We start from the raw sequence: 17,753 nt of genomic DNA on the forward strand, positions 1-17,753 counted from the left end.
TTGTGGCATGTGGTTTTAAGCTTGGAAATTAACCCAGGGCGGCAAAGATTGCATCACGGATGGTTTCAACATTGCCGATGCCGTGAATTTTTACATACTTAGGGGCCTGATTGGCGGCCGTGGCAGCCCACCCTGAGTAATATTGCACCAGTGGTTCAGTCTGGGCATGATAGACATCCAGGCGCTTTTTGACCGTGTCTTCATGGTCGTCATCACGCTGTATCAGCTGTTCGCCGGTAACGTCGTCGATGCCCGCTACTTTTGGCGGATTGAACACGGTATGGTAAGTTCGTCCGGAAGCCAAGTGTACCCGGCGGCCAGACATGCGCTGAATAATCTCGCTATCAGGGACGTCGATTTCGACAACGTAATCAATGGGTACACCCGCGGCTTTCATGGCTTCAGCCTGAGGTATGGTACGGGGGAAGCCGTCGAACAGAAAACCATTGGCGCAGTCTGGCTGGGCGATGCGGTCTTTGACCAAGCCGATGATGATGTCGTCGGAGACCAGTTGCCCTGCATCCATTACTGCCTTGGCAGCTTTGCCGAGTTCTGTACCTGCGGTAATTGCTGCGCGCAGCATATCGCCGGTGGAAATTTGCGGGATGTTGTAGTGCTGTTTGATGTAGTTGGCTTGTGTGCCTTTGCCCGCGCCGGGGCCGCCTAAGAGTATGACTCGCATTTCAGGTTAACCTTCTTTGGATAATGATGCTAAAAATAAATTTCGTACATGTGCCAGATCTTCTGCCGTATCGACTCCCGGTGCTGCCGGGTGCGGGCTGATGCTGACGCTGATTTTAAAACCGTGCCACAGTACGCGCAGTTGTTCTAATGATTCAAAGCGCTCAATCGGTGCCGGGCTCAAATTGGCATACTGTTTCAGAAAACCGACACGGTAGGCGTATAGCCCGATATGGCGATAAACCGGCAGGTCGGCTGGTAGCTCGGTACCCGCAGCAAAGGCATCGCGGGCATAAGGAATGGGAGCGCGGCTGAAATACATGGCATGGCCGGCGGCATCCATCACCACTTTTACCATGTTCGGATTCATCATCCCGGCATAGTCGTCGATGGCATGGCAGGCAGTGGCCATGACCGATTCCGGGTGTGCCGCCAGTTCAGCGGCTACGGCGCGGATGAGTTCCGGGGCGATCAGCGGTTCGTCGCCCTGGACATTGACCACAATCACGTCATCGGCCAGGCCGAGTTGTATCACCGCTTCTGCCAGCCTGTCTGTGCCGGATGCATGCTCGGGTGAAGTGGTGATGCTCTGGATGCCGTGTTCATTGACTGCATTGATGATACGTTCGTCGTCTGCGGCGACCCATACTGCAGCGGCCTCGCTAAGCGCGGCGCGTTCAGCAACGCGCACCACCATAGGCTTGCCGTGGATATCGGCGAGCGGTTTGGCTGGCAGGCGCGTGGAAGCGTGGCGGGCAGGGATAATGACGGTGAATTGCATTAAACGACTTCGTCCTCGCCCAGGGTGCGTGCTTCACTTTCCAGCATGACGGGAATGTCATCGCGGATGGGAAAAGCCAATCGTTCAGCTTTGCATACCAGTTCCTGTACTGCCTTGTTGTAGATCAGCGGGCCTTTGCAGATCGGGCATACCAGTATGTCTAATAATTTGCTATCCATGATGTTTTCCTAGTTTGGCGAGTATGTGTGGCAGCAGTTCGGCGGGCAGTTGTGCCTGTACCGGCAACACCCACATCGCTTCAGTCGCGAAAGCCTGACATTTTACCGCATCTTTCTCGGTCATGATGATAATGCCAGGGAAATTCAGATCGGCTGGCTGATATTGGTAATGATCGGCAAAGGCGTGCGGGATGATCCTGATGCCCATGCTGGCGAGTTGATCAAAGAAACGTTGCGGATTACCAATGCCCGCGACTGCATGGACCGTCTGCTGGCTGAAATCAGTTGCAACTGCCAGTCGTTCCGGGTGTACTAAATTGGTGAAATCAAGACCGGTTAGCTGCATTGCATAAGTATGGGGCAGCGTCGGGATGCTGGGGTGTGCTGTGCCAGTCTGATTGATGATAACTGCATCTGCCTGTTGCAAGCGTTTAACCGGTTCGCGTAACGGTCCGGCAGGGAGTAAACAGGCGTTGCCAAAGCCACGGGTGCTGTCGATTACGACGATTTCAATATCTCGCGCCAGCGCGTAATGCTGCAAACCATCATCGCTTAGCAGAATATTGACTTCAGGGTGTGCCGCCAGCAAGGCACGTCCGGCGGCAGGGCGGTCGCGGCCTATCCATACCGGGCAGGTTGCGCGTTGCGCCAGTAGGCGTGGTTCGTCGCCGCTGAGGTGCGGGTCGCTGTATGCAGAGACGTGTTGTGGCGTAATGGCGCTGCCGCCGTAACCGCGGCTGATGATCCCAGGTTGCCAGCCATGCGCAGCAAGTTGCTGGGTAAGCCAGATAACCAGAGGGGTTTTGCCGGTGCCGCCAACACTGATATTGCCGATAATGATGACTGGTACAGCCATTCGCTGCTGGCGGAATACACCAGTTTTATATAGCGCGCGTCGCAGGTAGCTGATAGTGCCAAACAGCCAGGATACAGGAATGAGTAGCGCATGCCACAGGGTAATGCTGCGCCATTGACGTTGGAGCCAGTCAGCAGTGCGGTTACGCTTGCCTACCATTCAAATACGCGCTCGACTAATTCCTGGCTCATGGTTTCAGCCAGTCGCCGTTCTTTCCAGAACAGTCGCCGCGCAATGTCCCCTTGCTGACGGGCCTGAATGGCATTGGCGCGGTAAGCTTGCCAGATAGTAAGCGGGTCGGTGCATGCAGTGATTGCAGCATGCAACTCGGCTTTGGGTAATGCGTTATGGTCAGGGCAGGAAATTGCAGCGCCACCCGCCATGGCTTGCCACAACGTCACTGGATGAATTTGGGCGAGGTGAGTGGCGGTAACGGCAGCAGATATGGCGGGTAGCCATTTTTCGTTATCTACCCAGACAATGCGGCTACCGGTAATCGGAGAGCGATCCCACAGGCTGATCTGCATATGCTCGGTTGCTGGACGCTCACCGCTCACGAACAGTACGTCCTCAGGGGCATGGGCAAACAATTGCCCGGCTATCGCAGCGCTGCTTTCTGCAGTCGCGCCGTGTAGCCACCACAGGTGGCGTTCCGCGCCATGATTAACCAGAGATTTGAAATTGGGGTCGATTTGCGCTTGCGCCAGAATCGCACGCATGTCAGCCATCTCTGTGATGTTGTCGGTGTCGCTGATGGATGCGCCATTGTAGATGCGTTCGCAATGGAAGGTGACGGTTTGTGGCGGGTTGACGACCAGGACATGCTGACGCTGGTCGAGAAACTTGCTCAAATTGGCACGCGGCTGGGTGCCGACGACGATAATGCCAAACGGGTCGAAGCGTTGCATGACACGGGTCAAGGCGCGCGGATGGTCACAGGGAGCATAGCCCCAGCCGGTTTTGTCACAGTCATCGAGCAAGGTTAGCATGTCCGTATATTCATGTTCGAAGGTCAGCACCAGGCGGATATCCAGGCGCTTTTCACGTATGGCGCGCACCAGTTCGACAGCCAGGCGCACGCTGTCTTCGCTACCGCCAGCGATCACCCATACGACTTTGCCACGGTCACCCATGGGTTTAAGCCAGCCCCAGCGGGCAGCAATGCGCGAGATGTGTTTGTTTTTGCGGTCGTGACGGTCAGCTAACCATAAACCGAGACGGTTGCTGCCAAACGGGTCTTTCCAAGTGGTCATAGCAAATACGGGAGAGTGCGCCTCGCGCTAGGCGAGGCGTGGGTTAAAACGAGGTTAATCGCCTTTTTGAGTGGCGAAAGTAATACGGGTAAGTCCTGCTTCACGACCAGCTTCCATGACGTTAATCACTGACTGATGGGTGGCTTTGGCATCTGCATTTATGATGATGACTGTGTCAGCTGAGCCTTTGGCTGCCTGCTTCAATGTCTGCGCCAGGTTACTGACGTTGGAAAAATTGATCGCAGTATCATTGACCTGATAGTTGCCAACAGCATCAACCGAAACCATGATTTGAGCCGGTTTCTCTTTGGCAACATCACCGGTTGCCTGCGGTAAATTTATCTGTAGCTCGGAAAATTTGGCGTAGGTTGTGGTAACCATGAGAAAAATCAGTACCACAAGCAATACGTCTATCATCGGAATAAGGTTAATTTCCGGTTCTTCCTGCTTTTGTCGGCGTTGGAAATTCATACGGGTCTCATTTACTGGCGTTCGCCATGCACAATTTCCACCAGTTTGATTGCTTCCTGTTCCATTTCAACTACCAGCGAATCAACGCGAGTGCGGAAAACACGGTAAAAAATCAGGCTGGGGATGGCGACTATCAAACCAAATGCCGTATTGTATAAAGCCACTGAAATACCGTGGGCCAAGACGGCCGGGTTGCCGCCGGACGGTGTCTGCGCGCCAAATATCTCTACCATACCGATAACTGTGCCCAGCAATCCGAGCAAGGGGGCAACGGAGGCGATGGTGCCAAGTGCGGGCAGGAAGCGCTCCAGTTCGTGTACAGCGCCACGACCGGCTTCCTCGATGGATTCTTTCATGATTTCACGCGAATTTTTTGCGTTACGCAGTCCCGCGGCAAAGATGCGACCTAGTGGTGAGCTTTGCGATAGCAGGTTCAACATATCGCTATTTGCACCTTGTTGACGATAGGCCTGTACCGTTTTGTCCAGTAAGCCTTTGGGAGCGACTTCAGTTGCGCGTAACGAGATGAAACGTTCGATAATGATGGCTACGGATAAAACAGAGGCTAAAATCAACGGCCAGATCGGCCAACCAGCCGCTTCAATAATTGCAAACACGCGTGTACTCCCTAAGACCAAAAACGTACATCACTTTAGCGTGAGAACGCAATTTGGGCAAGCGCGTTAACAGCTTAAATGATTTGTCGCCAGCTAAACCCGTCTTCTTGCCTGGCATAATCCAGCCAGTCGGGAGTGCAGCCCAATGTGTCGGCAAGGCTGCCGAGTGCGAGAGCCGGGGTATTGTTGTGTTTGGAGAGGTGGGCGGCAACGAGGTGCTGCAGACGGCTGGTGCCCAGCTTGCCAAGCAGTGTCGCTGCGGCCTGATTGTTCAGATGGCCGAATATGCCGGATATGCGTTTTTTTAAGCTGACGGGATAGCGACTGTTGTTCTGCAATAACTGGCTATCGTGATTGCATTCCAGCACCAGTGCATCGCAGCCGCTGAGCATGGTTTCAATGTGTGCAGTGGATGCGCCGACATCGGTGAGTACGCCCAATTTGCGTACGCCGTCGCTGAACACGAATTGCGCAGGTTCACGGGCATCATGAGGGACGGGGAAGGGGGTAAGTTCAATATCGCCAATACTGAAACGCGTATGGCTGTCGAGGATTTGCACTTCGGGTAAATTGTCGCATTGCTGGCGAAACATGCTGTAAGTGCCGTGAGTCATCCAGACCGGCAGCTTGTGTTTACGCGCAAAGCGGGCTGCGCCGCCAATGTGATCCCCGTGTTCGTGGGTGATCACAATGGCATCGACATCCTTAGCTTCCAGACCTTTCTGGGCGAGGCGGCTGGTGGTGTCGCGCAAGCCGAAGCCACAATCGAGCATGATGCGTGTGTGCTTGACTTCGACGATCAGTGCATTGCCTTCGCTGCCGCTGCCAAGGCTGGCAAAACGCATTATTTCAACTGTTCCTGCAGCAGCTTGATAATTTTATTGGCGGTTTCAGCTTGTGCCGGGGCGCCTTTTGCATCCAGGACGCGAACATTGGTCCCTGTGGCGGCCTGGTTTTCAGACAGCTCCACCTGGTACTGTTCGGTACTGGTTTTGCTGCTGCTCTTCCAGAATGCCAGCTTGCTGAGGAAGCCTTTGTCTTTGCCGGTCTGGTTGTCCTGGGCAGGGTCGATATAACGGACGAAATAAACACCTTTGGCACGATCACGGTCTTCGACGGTGAAGTTGACGCGATCCAGAGCCAGTCCGACACGGCGCCATGCGCGGTCAAATGGTTCGTTAAGGGTGAGCATCATGTTGCCGTCAGCAGATTTACCCAAGACGGCGTGCTGGACTTGGCTCTGGTCGGCAAGTATCGCATCCGCACGGGCTTTCTCTACACCCAGACGCACCATCAGGCGATTAAGCATTTCAGCTTCCAGGCTTGGATCGGCCGGACGCGGTTGCCATACGGTGTGTTTGCTGTCGCTGCCGTCGTAGACTTCGATCATGCCGCGGTGGCTGATGTAAATTTCGGTTTCATTCGGATTTTTGTTGCTGCGTTCAATGCGGGTACGGAATTTATCCCGCTCGCCGGTTGAATATAAGCCATCCAGAACCTTGCCGATGGTGCTGCGGATGATGTCTTGTGGCAGTTTGGCACGGTTTTCTGCCCATTCGGTTTCCATGATGCCGGTCGTCGGCTGATCAACATTGAGTATGAAGCCATTTTCCTGCCAGAAGTCCTTGATGATAGGCCAGACTTTATCGGGTGCCTGATCAACTACCAGCCAGCGCTCGCTACCGGCGCGTTCGAGACGGACTTTATCTTGCGTCGGCAATACACCGTTGCTGGAGGCAGACTTGTCGCTGCGCTCGGCATTGTATGCAGATAACGTGGCGCGGCTGCTCGGGTTCAGATCAGGAACTTGGTAGTGAGTGTCAGTTGTCGGTGTAGTAAGGTCTGGCGGAACTTCTAGCGTAGGAATCTTGCCTGCGGATTTGTAATCGACTTTTTTGGTTTCGAGTATGTCGAGGGTGCTGCAACCGCCTAAACTTATAATAACTCCAGCGCAAATCAGGGCAATAGATATGGGTGTGCGTTTCATCGTTAAATCCTTAAATGGCATGCGCTTGGTGTAAAGCGGCGCGTAAAGTGTCGTGATGTTCGGAGGAAAGTTCGGTCAGTGGTAAGCGGATGCCGGATTTGATTAATCCCATCTCCGCTAATGCCCATTTGACTGGTATAGGATTGGCTTCTACGAATAATTTGCGATGCAGGCCAAATAGTGTGTGATTGATGTCGCGGCCGCGTTGAATCTCCCCGTTGAATGCGGCGATACACATATCGTGCATGGCCTGTGGGGCAATGTTGGCCGTGACTGAAATCACGCCGTGTCCACCTAGCAGCATAAAGGCCAATGCGCTGGCATCATCGCCGGTGTACAGGGCAAAATCATTGGGCGCGCGCATGATCAGGTCGGTGGCGCGCTCCATGTTGCCGGTAGCGTCTTTTATACCAACGATGTTAGGGATCTGCGCCAGGCGTAATGCCGTATCGTTGCTGATGTCGGTTACCGTGCGGCCAGGTACGTTGTACAGAATGAGCGGAAGTTCCACGGCTTCAGCAATGGTTTTGAAATGGCGGTACAGCCCTTCCTGGCCGGGTTTGTTGTAGTACGGCGCAACTGACAGGCCGTAATCAGCTCCCGCTGACAATGCGCACTGGGTGAGGGCTATCGCTTCGGATGTCGAATTGGCACCCGTGCCGGCGATCACCGGTACGCGCCCGGCAGTGTGTTCGACCACGGCGCGGATGAGGGCACAATGTTCGTCATGATTGACCGTCGGAGATTCACCTGTCGTGCCAACGACAACGATGCCGTCGGTTTTTTGCGCGATATGCCAATCGACTAGCGCGCGCAAGCCCGCCAGATCAAGGCTGCCATCTTCAAACATGGGGGTAACAATCGCGACTAAACTGCCTGTGAGCATGTTTTTTACCTGTTGAGTATGCTAAACAATAATCAGAATTTGTGAGTTTACCCGATAACCTGAATGTAGAAAACTCGCAGTGTGCTCTGGACGTTAAAATAGCGATGTTGAGCCGAGGTGTGTAATATTATGGATAAGATCAGCAGGTGGTTAAAAATAGGGGGGTTCCCACTAATGCCATCGCTGGATGTGGGGAATGTAGAGCATCAGGACATTTTCTGTTAAAGGGTGTGCCTGTTACTGTGCTGGTGCGCATGTGCGATTTTAAGATGCGTGTAATTAGGGGGTAGCACTTGCAGATCGAACCATTGCGTGAGCAGCTTGATACATTGTTGTCCGAAGCGCGTAAAAATGAAGATAAATTGCAGCGTTTCGGCCAGCTGGAGCAGAAGTTGATGGCAACGCGAGCGTTGTCGCAACTGGTGAATATCATCCTTTGCGATTTTCGCCAGAGTTTTGATCTGGATGAAGTGCGTTTGCTGCTGCTGGATGAAACTGGCGAATGGGCAAGGATATTGGGTGGCGTGCGCTTACCTGAGTTGCAGAGCATGGGTTTGGAGTTGGTTGCGCATGAATCCCGGTTGTTAGGCTTATATCAGCAGCCGCTAAGAACCCGGCTGGGGGATTATCAGGCAGCGTTGCATGAAACTATGTTCGTCCACACCCAGTCAGGCTCGGTGGCATTATTGCCTTTGGTGCGGCAGGGTAAGCTGATGGGTGGTTTGCATCTGGCGAGCCATGATGTGCGGCGTTTCATGGCATCAAGCGGCACTTATTTTCTGGATCGCCTGTCTGCATTTCTGGTGATGTGTCTGGAAAACGCATTGTATTTTGACAAGCTGGAGCAATTCGGGCTGACCGATGCACTGACGCAGGTCAATAACCGGCGTTATTTTGATGCGCGGTTAAAAGAAGCCGTGAATCACGCCTTGCGTCATCAGCAGCCTCTCGCTGCGATGATGTTTGACCTGGACCATTTCAAGCAGGTCAATGATCAATGGGGGCATCCGGTTGGTGATACCGTGCTGCAACAGGCTGCACAAGTCATTCAGACCGTTTTGCGTGGCAGCGACAGTTTTGCCCGGTATGGCGGGGAGGAATTTGTGGCGCTGTTGCCGGGTGCTGATAGTGACATCGCAAATGACATCGCGCAACGGATACTGCTGGCGATTGATAGTCATGTGTTCAACGTGGGGTTGGCTGAGCCATTGTCACTGACTATTTCGATTGGTGTTGCCGGCATTGCATTACACAATGTGGGTGCGGCTGAGGAAGCTATCGCCAGGCAGTTGATCAATGATGCTGATGCTGCACTTTATAGCGCCAAAGCGCGTGGACGTAATTGCGTGGTGGTGCAGTCGTGACCACTGAAGTTGTCGTATTGCCCGATGTGCTGGCGCTGATTAACGGCCAGCCGCTGACCGAATTCCCGCAGGATCTGTATATTCCACCCGAAGCGCTGGCGGTGTATCTGGGTGCATTCGAAGGCCCGCTGGATTTGCTGCTGTACCTGATTCGCCGGCATTCACTGGATGTGCTGGATATCCCTATGGCCAGGCTTACTGCGCAATACATGGAATACGTGACCTTGATGCGTAAGCAGCAGCTGGAACTGGCGGCAGAGTATCTGCTGATGGCGGCGCTGTTGATCGAGATCAAGTCACGTATGTTGTTGCCGCGTCCGGTACTCGAGGATGATTCTGGTGAAGGCAGTGATCCGCGTGCCGAGCTGGTGAGGCGCTTGCTGGAATACGAGCAAATGAAACTGGCAGCTGAACATCTGGACGAATTGCCGCGCGTTGGTCGTGATTATCTGGCAGTAAGCGTGTGGAGCGAGCAGGTGGAAAAACTGCTGCCGCAAATATCCACGGATGATTTGACTCAGGCCTGGCTGGGGCTGCTGGCCCGTTCCGGTACTCGTCGCCATCATCGGGTAGGGCGTCAGGAGCTGTCGGTGCGTGAAGCGATGGGGCAGATACTGGATGCCTTGCAAGGCGATTTGTTTATGGAGTTTTCCACTCTGTTTGAAGCCGAACTGGGCGTGTCCCATCTGGTGGTAAAATTCCTGGCGATGCTGGAATTAGCCCGTGAACACCGTGTCGAAATCACCCAGAACGAGGATTTCGCGCCAATTTATGTACGATTAGCTCATGTCAATTAAGCACCTTACGGAATTAAAAATAGTACTGGAAACGATATTGTTTGCCAGCGCTGAACCGCTGACGCTGGAGCAGATGCGTGGCGTATTCGATGAGGATCTGGGTGCGGATATGCTGCGTCGGGCATTGGCAGAATTGCGCGATGAATGGCAGGGCAGGGGGGTGGAGCTGGTGATGGTTGCTGACGGCTGGCGCTTTCAGACTCGAGCGGAGTTTCAGCGTTATATGCAACGTATCAACCCGGAAAAGCCGCCCAGATATTCCCGTGCGGTGATGGAAACGCTGGCGATTATTGCATACAAACAGCCGGTTACGCGCGGTGATATTGAAGAAATTCGCGGGGTGGCCGTCAATACGCAGATCATTAAAACGCTGGAGCAGCGTGACTGGATCAAGGTGGTAGGCCATCGTGAAGTGCCGGGCCGGCCTGCGCTCTATGTGACCACCAGGCAGTTGTTGAGTGATTTGAATCTGCGCGCGCTGGATGAGTTGCCGCCATTGGTGGAGCTGGGGAATCTGGTTGCGCCTAACCCGCATACCGCACAACTGGATTTAGCGCAGGAAGACTAGAGTTTTTGCAGTATAATCATCGATTATACGCAACAATCTGGATAGATCATGCCCGCTTCCCCTATACGCCGCCCGCGTAAACCTGCAACGCCTCCCGCCGAACCGAAATTTGCCAAGGATGTGAAATCGTCTCGGGGTGAACGTGCGCCTAAGGCAGAAGCGCCTCGTCGTCATGTGCCGGAAGTCCCTGCGCCCGTTGCGGAGCCGGTGGAAACCGGCGATGGCGCGCAAAAATTACAAAAAATGCTGGCATCGGCTGGTCTGGGTTCGCGTCGCGAGATGGAGACCTGGATTACTGCCGGGCGTGTGTCGATTAACGGCGTGACGGCTACATTGGGCGAGCGGGTATCGCCGGGCGACAGAGTGCTGGTGGATAAACGCCCGGTGAAACTGAGTTTTGACGTGGAACTACCACGCGTGCTGATTTATCACAAGCAGGAAGGTGAAATTGTCAGTCGCGACGATCCTAAAGCACGTAAAACCGTGTTTGATGCGTTACCTCGGGTGCGCAACGGCAAATGGGTGGCGATAGGCCGGCTGGATTTCAATACGGAAGGCCTGCTGATTTTTACCACCAGTGGTGAACTGGCTAACCGTTTGATGCATCCAAGTTTTGAAGTGGAGCGCGAATACACTGTGCGCATCATGGGCGAGTTAAGTCAGGAGCAGATGAAGAGCATGACCGCGGGTGTTGAGCTGGAAGATGGCATGGCCTATTTCGAGCGAATTGCCGAAATGGGTGGTGAAGGCTCCAACCGCTGGTATCAGGTGATCATCAAAGAAGGGCGTAATCGCGAAGTGCGCCGTATGTTTGAAAAATTCGGCATGATGGTGAGCCGGCTGATACGGGTGCGTTTCGGCATGGTGAATTTGCCGCCACGGGTTAAACGTGGGCATATGCTGGAACTGGAATCCGCCCAGGTCGCAGCGATATTGAAATGGGTGGGCTTGCCGGTGCCGGAACAGTTGCCGCAAAATCGTCCGCAGGATAAAAAGAGATAAATCATGCTGGACTTTATTTTCTTTGACGCCGGAATTCGTGAACGATTCGTGGATTATCTGAAAAGTCTGCTGCTTGCCTGTACCGTGCGTGACGACCATTTCGGCTGGGTAGTTGCGGTGCCGGAAGCGCAACTGACGGATGCGCTGATGCATGAGCTGGAGGCGACTTACGACACCTTGCTGGATGAGCAAATGCGGCTGACTGAACAGCAAGCCGACGGGCTGAAAAGACATGTGGCTGGATTTCATGTCGATTTGCCGGATGGACAAACCAGCATGGTGGCGGTTGCACCGGAGATTGCCAGCCGCCTGATGGCACATTTCACGCTGGACGAAATTCATGCGCTGTTTGCCGCCGTAGCGCGCAGTGCGTTACAACCTGACAACGATCCGATTTGTAAAATGTGATGGGTATCTCAGCGTTCATTGCCATAGGTGTGGGAGCGGCGGTTGGAGCCTGGCTGCGCTGGGGTCTGGGTTTATGGCTGAATCCGCTATTCCCGACACTGCCCCTGGGTACATTGACGGCGAACTTGCTGGGTGGCTATCTGATCGGGCTGGCCATTGCCTTCTTTGCTCAGCAACCTGGGCTGTCACCGGAATGGCGTTTGCTGATCATTACCGGTTTTCTGGGTGGCCTGACCACCTTCTCAACTTTTTCTGCTGAGATTTTTACCTTGCTATCCCGCCAGCAATGGGGCTGGGGCGCACTGTCAGTGAGTCTGCATCTGGCCGGATCGGTATTGATGACCGGTTTGGGCGTCTGGACGTATAAGGTATTGAGAGGTTAATCATGGAGCAAATCTGTTTGCGTTTATATGCGCGCGAAGGTCAGCAACACCAGCGTCATTTGCTGTCTGACTGGTTGCTGGACAGTGCGCGTCAACTGGGTGTTGCAGGCGGAACTGTGTTGCGTGCCAGTGCTGGTTTCGGGCGTCACGGTTTGCAGGAGGATAGTTTTTTTGAACTCGGCGGTGAGTTGCCGGTGATCATTGAACTGGTACTGTCCCAAGCGCAGGCTGAAGCAATGCTGGCGCTATGTGCTGAACAAGGGTTGCATCTGTTCTATACCCGCATGTCGGTAACCTCTGGCATAACTGTTTAATCGATGACAGGATTGCTTGATCAGTTCGTGCTGTTTATCGCCTCATTTGCGGCGAACTGGTTTTCGGCTTTATCCGGTGGTGGCGCAGGGTTGATACAGTTCCCGATGCTGATTTTTCTGGGCTTGCCGTTTGCCGTAGCACTGGCGACGCATAAAGTTGCCAGTGTCGCACTGGGCCTGGGTGCAACTCTGCGCCACTTGAAAAACAACCAGTTCGAGCGGCGTTTCTCGCTAATTATTCTGGGTGCCGGGTTGCCTGGTGTAGTACTGGGAGCAAGTGTGATTCTCGCTATCCCCCCTAAACTGGCGATGTTTGCGTTAGGGGTGTTAACTTTTGGGCTGGGCATTTATTCGGTATTCAAACCCAAACTCGGTATGGACTACGCGCCCCGTAATCAGTCCGGTCGCGCGCTGTTGATCGGTATGCTGGGTCTGTTTGTGGTTGGCTTTCTGAATGGCTCGGTGACGTCGGGTACTGGCCTGTTTCTGACCATCTGGCTGATTCGCTATTTCGGCCTCGACTATCAGCGTGCTGTGGCATATACCCTGGTGCTGTGCGGTTTGTTATGGAATGGCACGGGTGCGCTGGTGCTGGGTTATCTTGGCCATATTGCATGGGACTGGATGCCGGCTTTGCTCGCCGGATCGATACTGGGCGGCTATCTGGGCAGTCATATTGCCATCAAAAAAGGCAATTTGTGGATCAAACGCGCGTTTGAAATAGTGACGATCCTGATCGGATTGAAGTTAATCTGGGGTTAAAAGACAATGAATCTAACCGATAGTTTATTACCCTCGACGCTGGGCTGGCTGTGGATAGTGTTTGCGCTGGTGCTGGCTTGGTCGCTGCGTTCTGCGCCGTGGCCGGTGTTGCGTAAGCCGGGCATACTCAATCTCATGCTCGGTGCGTGTGTGCTGGTGCTGGGTTTCTGGCAAATCAAGGCGGGTATACGTCCCGGTCTGAATCTGCACATCCTGGGTGCAACTTTGCTGACTTTGCTGTTCGGCCCCTGGTTCGCGTTACTGGGGTTGATGCTGGTGCTGTTGCTTACCACGTTCTGGGATGGTGCATGGCATGCGTTTGCACTGAATGCTTTACTGATGGGGGTGGTGCCGGTCACGGTAAGCTGGTGGTTGTATCGCTTGACCGATCGCTATTTGCCCAACCATCTGTTCATTTATATTTTCATTAATGGTTTTGTCGGAGCGGCGCTGTCCGTGGCGCTAACCGGTGTGGCAGTGACCTTGTCCCTGGCGGAAATGGGTGCCTACGCGCTAATGGATTTAGTGCACACCTATTTACCGTATTTCCTGTTGATGGCCTGGTCGGAAGCGGTGACTACCGGCATGTTGATTACCGTGTTGGTCGTATATCGCCCGCAATGGGTGGCGACATTTGATGATAAGCATTACGTAGATAATAAATGACAGAAACAACCAGCGTTACGCCACGTTACTGGCAACCGTCCTCAATTAATTATCCCGAAGCTCTGCCCGTCTCAGCGCGACACCAGGAAATCAGTGCAGCGATACAGCAGCATCAAGCCATTATTGTTTGCGGCGCAACCGGTTCGGGAAAAACCACGCAATTGCCGAAAATCTGTCTGGATGCCGGACGCGGGCAGCTCGGGCGTATCGCCTGTACCCAGCCGCGCCGTATCGCGGCACGTACCGTGGCTTCACGCGTGGCGCAGGAGCTGGGTACGCGAGTGGGTGAGGGGGTCGGCTACAAGGTGCGCTTCAGCGATCAGGTGCGCGCCGACAGCGTGATCAAGGTACTTACCGATGGTATGTTGCTGGCTGAAACCACCGGCAATCGCGATCTGCGTGAATACGACACCATCATCATCGACGAGGCGCATGAGCGCAGTCTGAATATTGATTTTCTGTTGGGTTACCTGCGCCAGCTAATGACGCGCCGGCCTGAGTTGAAGATCATTATTACTTCGGCGACCATTGACGCCGACCGTTTCTCTAAACACTTTAATAATGCGCCGGTAATCGAGGTGTCGGGACGGACTTATTCGGTGGAAATCCGTTACCGACCCATCCTTGCGCCTGAACGTCTTGAAGACGGGCAGAAAGCCCGCGAGACCGATGAGGAGCGCGTTACCCAGGCGATACTGGATGCGACAGATGAGCTGGTGCGGCTGGGTGAGGGCGATATCCTGGTGTTTCTGCCGGGTGAGCGTGAAATCCGCGATACAGCCGAAGCCTTGCGCAAACATCATCCGCCGCATACCGAGATTTTGCCGCTGTTTGCGCGGCTGTCGGTCAAAGAGCAGGAGCGTATCTTTCAGCCGACCAATGCGCGACGTATCGTGCTGGCGACTAACGTGGCGGAGACCTCACTGACTGTGCCGGGAATTCGCTACGTTATTGATCCGGGTTATGCGCGCATATTGCGTTACTCGGCGCGAAATAAAGTCGATCAATTGCTCACCGAGCCAGTATCACAAGCATCAGCCAACCAGCGCTCGGGGCGTTGCGGCCGGGTCGCTGCCGGGGTATGCATCCGTTTGTATTCCGAGCAGGAATATGCGGGCCGCCCGGAATATACCGATCCGGAAATTCTGCGCACTTCGCTGGCGGGCGTGATCTTGCGCATGTCGGCATTGCGGCTGGGGCAGCCAACTGATTTTCCATTCCTGGATGCGCCTGCGCCACGGCTGATCGCGGATGGCTATCAGCTGCTGGAAGAGCTGAATGCGGTGGATAGCACACGGCGGCTGACAGCGGTAGGCAAACAGTTGGCACGCTTGCCGCTGGATCCGAAAATCGGTCGGGTAGTATTGGCGGCGCAACAATTTGGCTGTTTGCGCGAGGCGTTGATATTGTGTGCGGCGTTATCCGTGCAGGACCCGCGTGAGCGCCCTGCAGCGCAAGCCGGTGCGGCAGATGACCGGCATCGGGCGTTTGCTGATGAGGCTTCGGATTTTGCCGGTTTGCTTAAATTGTGGGAATTCTATGATGACGCACTACGCCATAAGAAATCCAATCGCAAACTGCAGGAAACCTGCCGCGAGCATTTTCTCAATCCTACCCGTTTGCGGGAATGGCGTGAGGTGCATGGGCAGCTGGCGACAACCGCAAGTGAGCTGGGGTTAGTGGAGAATGCCGAGCCAGCCAATTACGAAGCGATTCATAAAGCCTTGTTGACAGGATTCCTTGGCAATATCGGCGTGAAAATGGACGAAGGTGGCTTTCAGGGTGCGCGCGGGATCAAGTTCTATGTGCATCCCGGCTCGGCGCTGGCGAAGAAGCCGCCGAAATGGGTGATGGCGGCTGAACTGATCGAAACGACTCGGCTGTATGCGCGTACGGTGGCGAAGATAGAACCGGAATGGCTGGAAGCGATTGCCGCGCATCTGTTGAAACGCCATTACTTTGATCCGCACTGGCAGAAGAAAACAGCGCAGGTAAGCGCCTTCGAGCAAGTGCAGTTATTTGGCCTGATTATCATTCCACGGCGCAGCATCCATTACGGCACGGTTGATCCAGTAGAGAGCCGCCGGATTTTTATCCGTTCTGCGCTGGTGGCAGGTGAATTTGAGACGCGTGCGGCATTCTTTGCACATAACCAGCAACTGCTCAATGAAGTCAGCGAGCTGGAACACAAGGCGCGCCGGCAGGATGTGCTGGTAGATGAGGAGCGGTTGTTTGCGTTCTTTGATGCACGGATCCCGGCGGATATCGTTAATGGCAGCGGATTCGAACGCTGGCGGCGTGAGGCGGAGCGGACTAACCCGCGGCTATTGTATTTAAGCCGCGATGACGTGATGCGCCACGATGCCGGCAGCATCACCGAAGACTGGTTTCCGCAGGCCTTGCAATGGGATGGCCTGAGCTTGCCGCTGCAGTACCGGTTTGAGCCGGGGCATGTACTGGATGGGGTAACCGTAACCATACCGCTGGCGTTGCTGAATGCCTTGCCTGCCTGGCGTTTTGACTGGCTGGTGCCGGGTATGTTGCGGGAAAAACTGAGCTGGTATGTGAAAGCGCTACCTAAACATTTACGCCGGGTGTTCGTGCCGGTGCCGGATACGGTGACGGCGGTGATGTCAGCACTGACGCCGACTGCGCCATTGACCGAGGCGTTGGCTGCCTGGCTGGCGAAACGCAGCGGCCTTAAAATAACAGCCAATGATTGGCAGGATGCACCGCCGCTGCACTTGCAAATGAATTTCCGCGTAGTTGACGAGCGTGGGCAGGAATTGGGCATGGGGCGTGAAATTCAGGCGTTGCGCGAGCAGTTGGGTGAAGCCGCGCAGCTGACTTTCAGTGCACCGGATAATACCTTTGAACAAACCGGATTTAAACGCTGGGAGTTTGGTGATGTGCCGGAGTCGCTGCCGTTTACCCGTGCCGGTCAGTCAGTCACCGGCTATCCCGCGATTATCGATGAGCAGGACAGTGTGGCATTACGTTTGCTGGATACGCCGGCTGCTGCTGAGCGCGCGCACCGGCATGGGGTAGTGCGTTTATGCCGGATGAATCTGGTTGATCAGTTTAAATATCTGGAGAAAAACATCCCGGATTTTACGCGGCTGGCATTGGTATATCGGCAGTTTGGTGATGCGGATACCTTACGTGAAGCTTTGCTGGCAGCTATCGCCGAGCGTGCCTGTCTGGGCGATGATCCGTTGCCGCGTACCAACGTACAATTCGACGCGCAGCTGGTTCGGGCGCGGGCACGCATCAAACCAGTTGCTGATGCGTTAACACGTATCGTTGCACAAGTGCTGGCTTTGCATCAGCAGTTAACACCCAGACTGAAGACACCTTGGCCGCATGTGACCAAGGATGTTGCTGCGCAATTGCAGCAGCTGGTTTATCCCGGCTTCATCACCGCGACGCCATGGTTGCGCCTGCAGCATCTACCGCGTTATCTGCAGGGTATGCAGCAGCGACTGGATAAACTGCCGGATCGGTTGGCGCAAGATCAACAGCATACGACGATGCTGGCGACGCTGACCGCGCAAATGCAGGCGCGTGAGCTGAAGCATCGCAAAGCGGGTGTGGATGATCCACAACTGGAGGAGTTTCGCTGGCAACTGGAAGAGCTGCGTATTTCCTTATTTGCACAGCAGTTAAAAACACCACAGCCAGTGTCGATCAAGCGCTTGCAGAAAATGTGGGAGTCGGTACAGGGTTAATGATGTGAATATTCAGACAATAAAAAAGCCGCAGATATCTGCGGCTTTTT

20 protein-coding genes are annotated in these 17,753 nt (G+C 54.4%); 10 read left to right on the forward strand and 10 right to left on the reverse strand.

The window, feature by feature from the left end:
- Nucleotides 1-28 precede the first annotated feature (28 nt).
- The 10 genes from adk to dapA form a co-directional block, all read right to left on the reverse strand.
- Nucleotides 29-682 (reverse strand): adenylate kinase, encoded by a 654-nt coding sequence (gene adk, locus EJE49_RS10945; RefSeq protein ID WP_124950724.1) that lies wholly within the window; start codon nucleotides 680-682, stop codon nucleotides 29-31.
- A 6-nt stretch (nucleotides 683-688) separates the two neighbouring features.
- Nucleotides 689-1,462 (reverse strand): 3-deoxy-manno-octulosonate cytidylyltransferase, encoded by a 774-nt coding sequence (gene kdsB / locus EJE49_RS10950; RefSeq protein ID WP_124950726.1) that lies wholly within the window; start codon nucleotides 1,460-1,462, stop codon nucleotides 689-691.
- Nucleotides 1,462-1,641 carry a Trm112 family protein gene (locus EJE49_RS10955; RefSeq protein WP_124950728.1) on the reverse strand — a complete coding sequence of 60 codons (180 nt, stop codon included), beginning with the start codon at nucleotides 1,639-1,641 and terminating at the stop codon, nucleotides 1,462-1,464. The genes kdsB and EJE49_RS10955 overlap by 1 nt, the downstream gene beginning before the upstream one ends.
- Entirely contained in the window at nucleotides 1,634-2,656 is a 1,023-nt protein-coding gene (gene lpxK, locus EJE49_RS10960) for a tetraacyldisaccharide 4'-kinase (protein ID WP_124950730.1), read from the reverse strand. Before lpxK ends, EJE49_RS10955 begins: the two co-directional genes overlap by 8 nt.
- Nucleotides 2,650-3,750, reverse strand: a complete 1,101-nt coding sequence (locus tag EJE49_RS10965) for a hypothetical protein (RefSeq protein WP_124950732.1) — start codon at nucleotides 3,748-3,750, stop codon at nucleotides 2,650-2,652. The genes lpxK and EJE49_RS10965 overlap by 7 nt, the downstream gene beginning before the upstream one ends.
- Nucleotides 3,751-3,804: 54 nt before the next feature.
- Complete coding sequence (locus EJE49_RS10970) at nucleotides 3,805-4,221, reverse strand: ExbD/TolR family protein (protein WP_124950734.1); 417 nt, start codon at nucleotides 4,219-4,221, stop codon at nucleotides 3,805-3,807.
- A gap of 11 nt (nucleotides 4,222-4,232) precedes the next feature.
- A complete protein-coding gene (locus EJE49_RS10975; protein WP_124950736.1) occupies nucleotides 4,233-4,838 on the reverse strand; it encodes a MotA/TolQ/ExbB proton channel family protein in 606 nt (201 codons plus the stop codon).
- Between the two features lie 74 nt (nucleotides 4,839-4,912).
- The gene (locus tag EJE49_RS10980; RefSeq protein ID WP_124950738.1) at nucleotides 4,913-5,683 is read right to left on the reverse strand and encodes an MBL fold metallo-hydrolase; all 771 of its coding nucleotides are present in this window, start codon (nucleotides 5,681-5,683) and stop codon (nucleotides 4,913-4,915) included.
- Nucleotides 5,683-6,825, reverse strand: coding sequence for an NlpB/DapX family lipoprotein (bamC, locus tag EJE49_RS10985; RefSeq protein ID WP_124950740.1), 1,143 nt, complete (start codon nucleotides 6,823-6,825; stop codon nucleotides 5,683-5,685). The genes EJE49_RS10980 and bamC overlap by 1 nt, the downstream gene beginning before the upstream one ends.
- Nucleotides 6,826-6,835: 10 nt before the next feature.
- Entirely contained in the window at nucleotides 6,836-7,711 is an 876-nt protein-coding gene (dapA, locus tag EJE49_RS10990; protein ID WP_124950742.1) for a 4-hydroxy-tetrahydrodipicolinate synthase, read from the reverse strand.
- A gap of 293 nt (nucleotides 7,712-8,004) precedes the next feature.
- Between dapA and EJE49_RS10995 the strand changes: the two genes are divergently transcribed.
- Genes EJE49_RS10995 through hrpA form a run of 10 tightly spaced genes read left to right on the forward strand, consistent with a single transcriptional unit; the run spans nucleotide 8,005 to nucleotide 17,703 of the window.
- Nucleotides 8,005-9,075 (forward strand): sensor domain-containing diguanylate cyclase, encoded by a 1,071-nt coding sequence (locus EJE49_RS10995; protein WP_124950744.1) that lies wholly within the window; start codon nucleotides 8,005-8,007, stop codon nucleotides 9,073-9,075.
- Nucleotides 9,072-9,872, forward strand: a complete 801-nt coding sequence (locus tag EJE49_RS11000) for a segregation and condensation protein A (RefSeq protein ID WP_223246924.1) — start codon at nucleotides 9,072-9,074, stop codon at nucleotides 9,870-9,872. The genes EJE49_RS10995 and EJE49_RS11000 overlap by 4 nt, the downstream gene beginning before the upstream one ends.
- A complete protein-coding gene (gene scpB / locus EJE49_RS11005; RefSeq protein WP_124950748.1) occupies nucleotides 9,862-10,440 on the forward strand; it encodes an SMC-Scp complex subunit ScpB in 579 nt (192 codons plus the stop codon). The genes EJE49_RS11000 and scpB overlap by 11 nt, the downstream gene beginning before the upstream one ends.
- Before the next feature lie 48 nt (nucleotides 10,441-10,488).
- Nucleotides 10,489-11,442, forward strand: coding sequence for a 23S rRNA pseudouridine(2605) synthase RluB (rluB, locus tag EJE49_RS11010; RefSeq protein ID WP_124950750.1), 954 nt, complete (start codon nucleotides 10,489-10,491; stop codon nucleotides 11,440-11,442).
- 3 nt (nucleotides 11,443-11,445) lie between these two features.
- Nucleotides 11,446-11,850, forward strand: a complete 405-nt coding sequence (locus tag EJE49_RS11015; RefSeq protein ID WP_124950752.1) for a hypothetical protein — start codon at nucleotides 11,446-11,448, stop codon at nucleotides 11,848-11,850.
- The gene (gene crcB, locus EJE49_RS11020) at nucleotides 11,850-12,233 is read left to right on the forward strand and encodes a fluoride efflux transporter CrcB (RefSeq protein WP_124950754.1); all 384 of its coding nucleotides are present in this window, start codon (nucleotides 11,850-11,852) and stop codon (nucleotides 12,231-12,233) included. Before EJE49_RS11015 ends, crcB begins: the two co-directional genes overlap by 1 nt.
- A 2-nt stretch (nucleotides 12,234-12,235) precedes the next feature.
- Complete coding sequence (locus EJE49_RS11025; RefSeq protein WP_124950756.1) at nucleotides 12,236-12,547, forward strand: DUF190 domain-containing protein; 312 nt, start codon at nucleotides 12,236-12,238, stop codon at nucleotides 12,545-12,547.
- Nucleotides 12,548-12,550: 3 nt separating this feature from the next.
- On the forward strand, nucleotides 12,551-13,309 hold the full coding sequence (locus EJE49_RS11030) for a sulfite exporter TauE/SafE family protein (RefSeq protein WP_189941862.1): 759 nt from the start codon (nucleotides 12,551-12,553) through the stop codon (nucleotides 13,307-13,309).
- A 6-nt stretch (nucleotides 13,310-13,315) separates the two neighbouring features.
- The gene (locus EJE49_RS11035) at nucleotides 13,316-13,975 is read left to right on the forward strand and encodes an energy-coupling factor ABC transporter permease (protein WP_124950758.1); all 660 of its coding nucleotides are present in this window, start codon (nucleotides 13,316-13,318) and stop codon (nucleotides 13,973-13,975) included.
- Complete coding sequence (gene hrpA, locus EJE49_RS11040; protein WP_124950760.1) at nucleotides 13,972-17,703, forward strand: ATP-dependent RNA helicase HrpA; 3,732 nt, start codon at nucleotides 13,972-13,974, stop codon at nucleotides 17,701-17,703. The genes EJE49_RS11035 and hrpA overlap by 4 nt, the downstream gene beginning before the upstream one ends.
- Nucleotides 17,704-17,753 lie beyond the last annotated feature (50 nt).

This window comes from Sulfuriferula thiophila, assembly GCF_003864975.1.
In the GTDB taxonomy this organism is placed as follows: domain Bacteria; phylum Pseudomonadota; class Gammaproteobacteria; order Burkholderiales; family Sulfuriferulaceae; genus Sulfuriferula; species Sulfuriferula thiophila.

Excerpts from the sequence above, each read along its gene's own strand:
- adk (WP_124950724.1), bottom strand. The coding sequence starts at position 682 with ATGCGAGTCATACTCTTAGGCGGCCCCGGCGCGGGCAAAGGCACACAA.
- kdsB (WP_124950726.1), bottom strand. The coding sequence starts at position 1,462 with ATGCAATTCACCGTCATTATCCCTGCCCGCCACGCTTCCACGCGCCTG.
- EJE49_RS10955 (WP_124950728.1), bottom strand. The coding sequence starts at position 1,641 with ATGGATAGCAAATTATTAGACATACTGGTATGCCCGATCTGCAAAGGC.
- lpxK (WP_124950730.1), bottom strand. The coding sequence starts at position 2,656 with ATGGTAGGCAAGCGTAACCGCACTGCTGACTGGCTCCAACGTCAATGG.
- EJE49_RS10965 (WP_124950732.1), bottom strand. The coding sequence starts at position 3,750 with ATGACCACTTGGAAAGACCCGTTTGGCAGCAACCGTCTCGGTTTATGG.
- EJE49_RS10970 (WP_124950734.1), bottom strand. The coding sequence starts at position 4,221 with ATGAATTTCCAACGCCGACAAAAGCAGGAAGAACCGGAAATTAACCTT.
- EJE49_RS10980 (WP_124950738.1), bottom strand. The coding sequence starts at position 5,683 with ATGCGTTTTGCCAGCCTTGGCAGCGGCAGCGAAGGCAATGCACTGATC.
- bamC (WP_124950740.1), bottom strand. The coding sequence starts at position 6,825 with ATGAAACGCACACCCATATCTATTGCCCTGATTTGCGCTGGAGTTATT.
- dapA (WP_124950742.1), bottom strand. The coding sequence starts at position 7,711 with ATGCTCACAGGCAGTTTAGTCGCGATTGTTACCCCCATGTTTGAAGAT.
- scpB (WP_124950748.1), top strand. The coding sequence starts at position 9,862 with ATGTCAATTAAGCACCTTACGGAATTAAAAATAGTACTGGAAACGATA.
- rluB (WP_124950750.1), top strand. The coding sequence starts at position 10,489 with ATGCCCGCTTCCCCTATACGCCGCCCGCGTAAACCTGCAACGCCTCCC.
- EJE49_RS11015 (WP_124950752.1), top strand. The coding sequence starts at position 11,446 with ATGCTGGACTTTATTTTCTTTGACGCCGGAATTCGTGAACGATTCGTG.
- crcB (WP_124950754.1), top strand. The coding sequence starts at position 11,850 with ATGGGTATCTCAGCGTTCATTGCCATAGGTGTGGGAGCGGCGGTTGGA.
- EJE49_RS11025 (WP_124950756.1), top strand. The coding sequence starts at position 12,236 with ATGGAGCAAATCTGTTTGCGTTTATATGCGCGCGAAGGTCAGCAACAC.
- EJE49_RS11030 (WP_189941862.1), top strand. The coding sequence starts at position 12,551 with ATGACAGGATTGCTTGATCAGTTCGTGCTGTTTATCGCCTCATTTGCG.
- EJE49_RS11035 (WP_124950758.1), top strand. The coding sequence starts at position 13,316 with ATGAATCTAACCGATAGTTTATTACCCTCGACGCTGGGCTGGCTGTGG.
- hrpA (WP_124950760.1), top strand. The coding sequence starts at position 13,972 with ATGACAGAAACAACCAGCGTTACGCCACGTTACTGGCAACCGTCCTCA.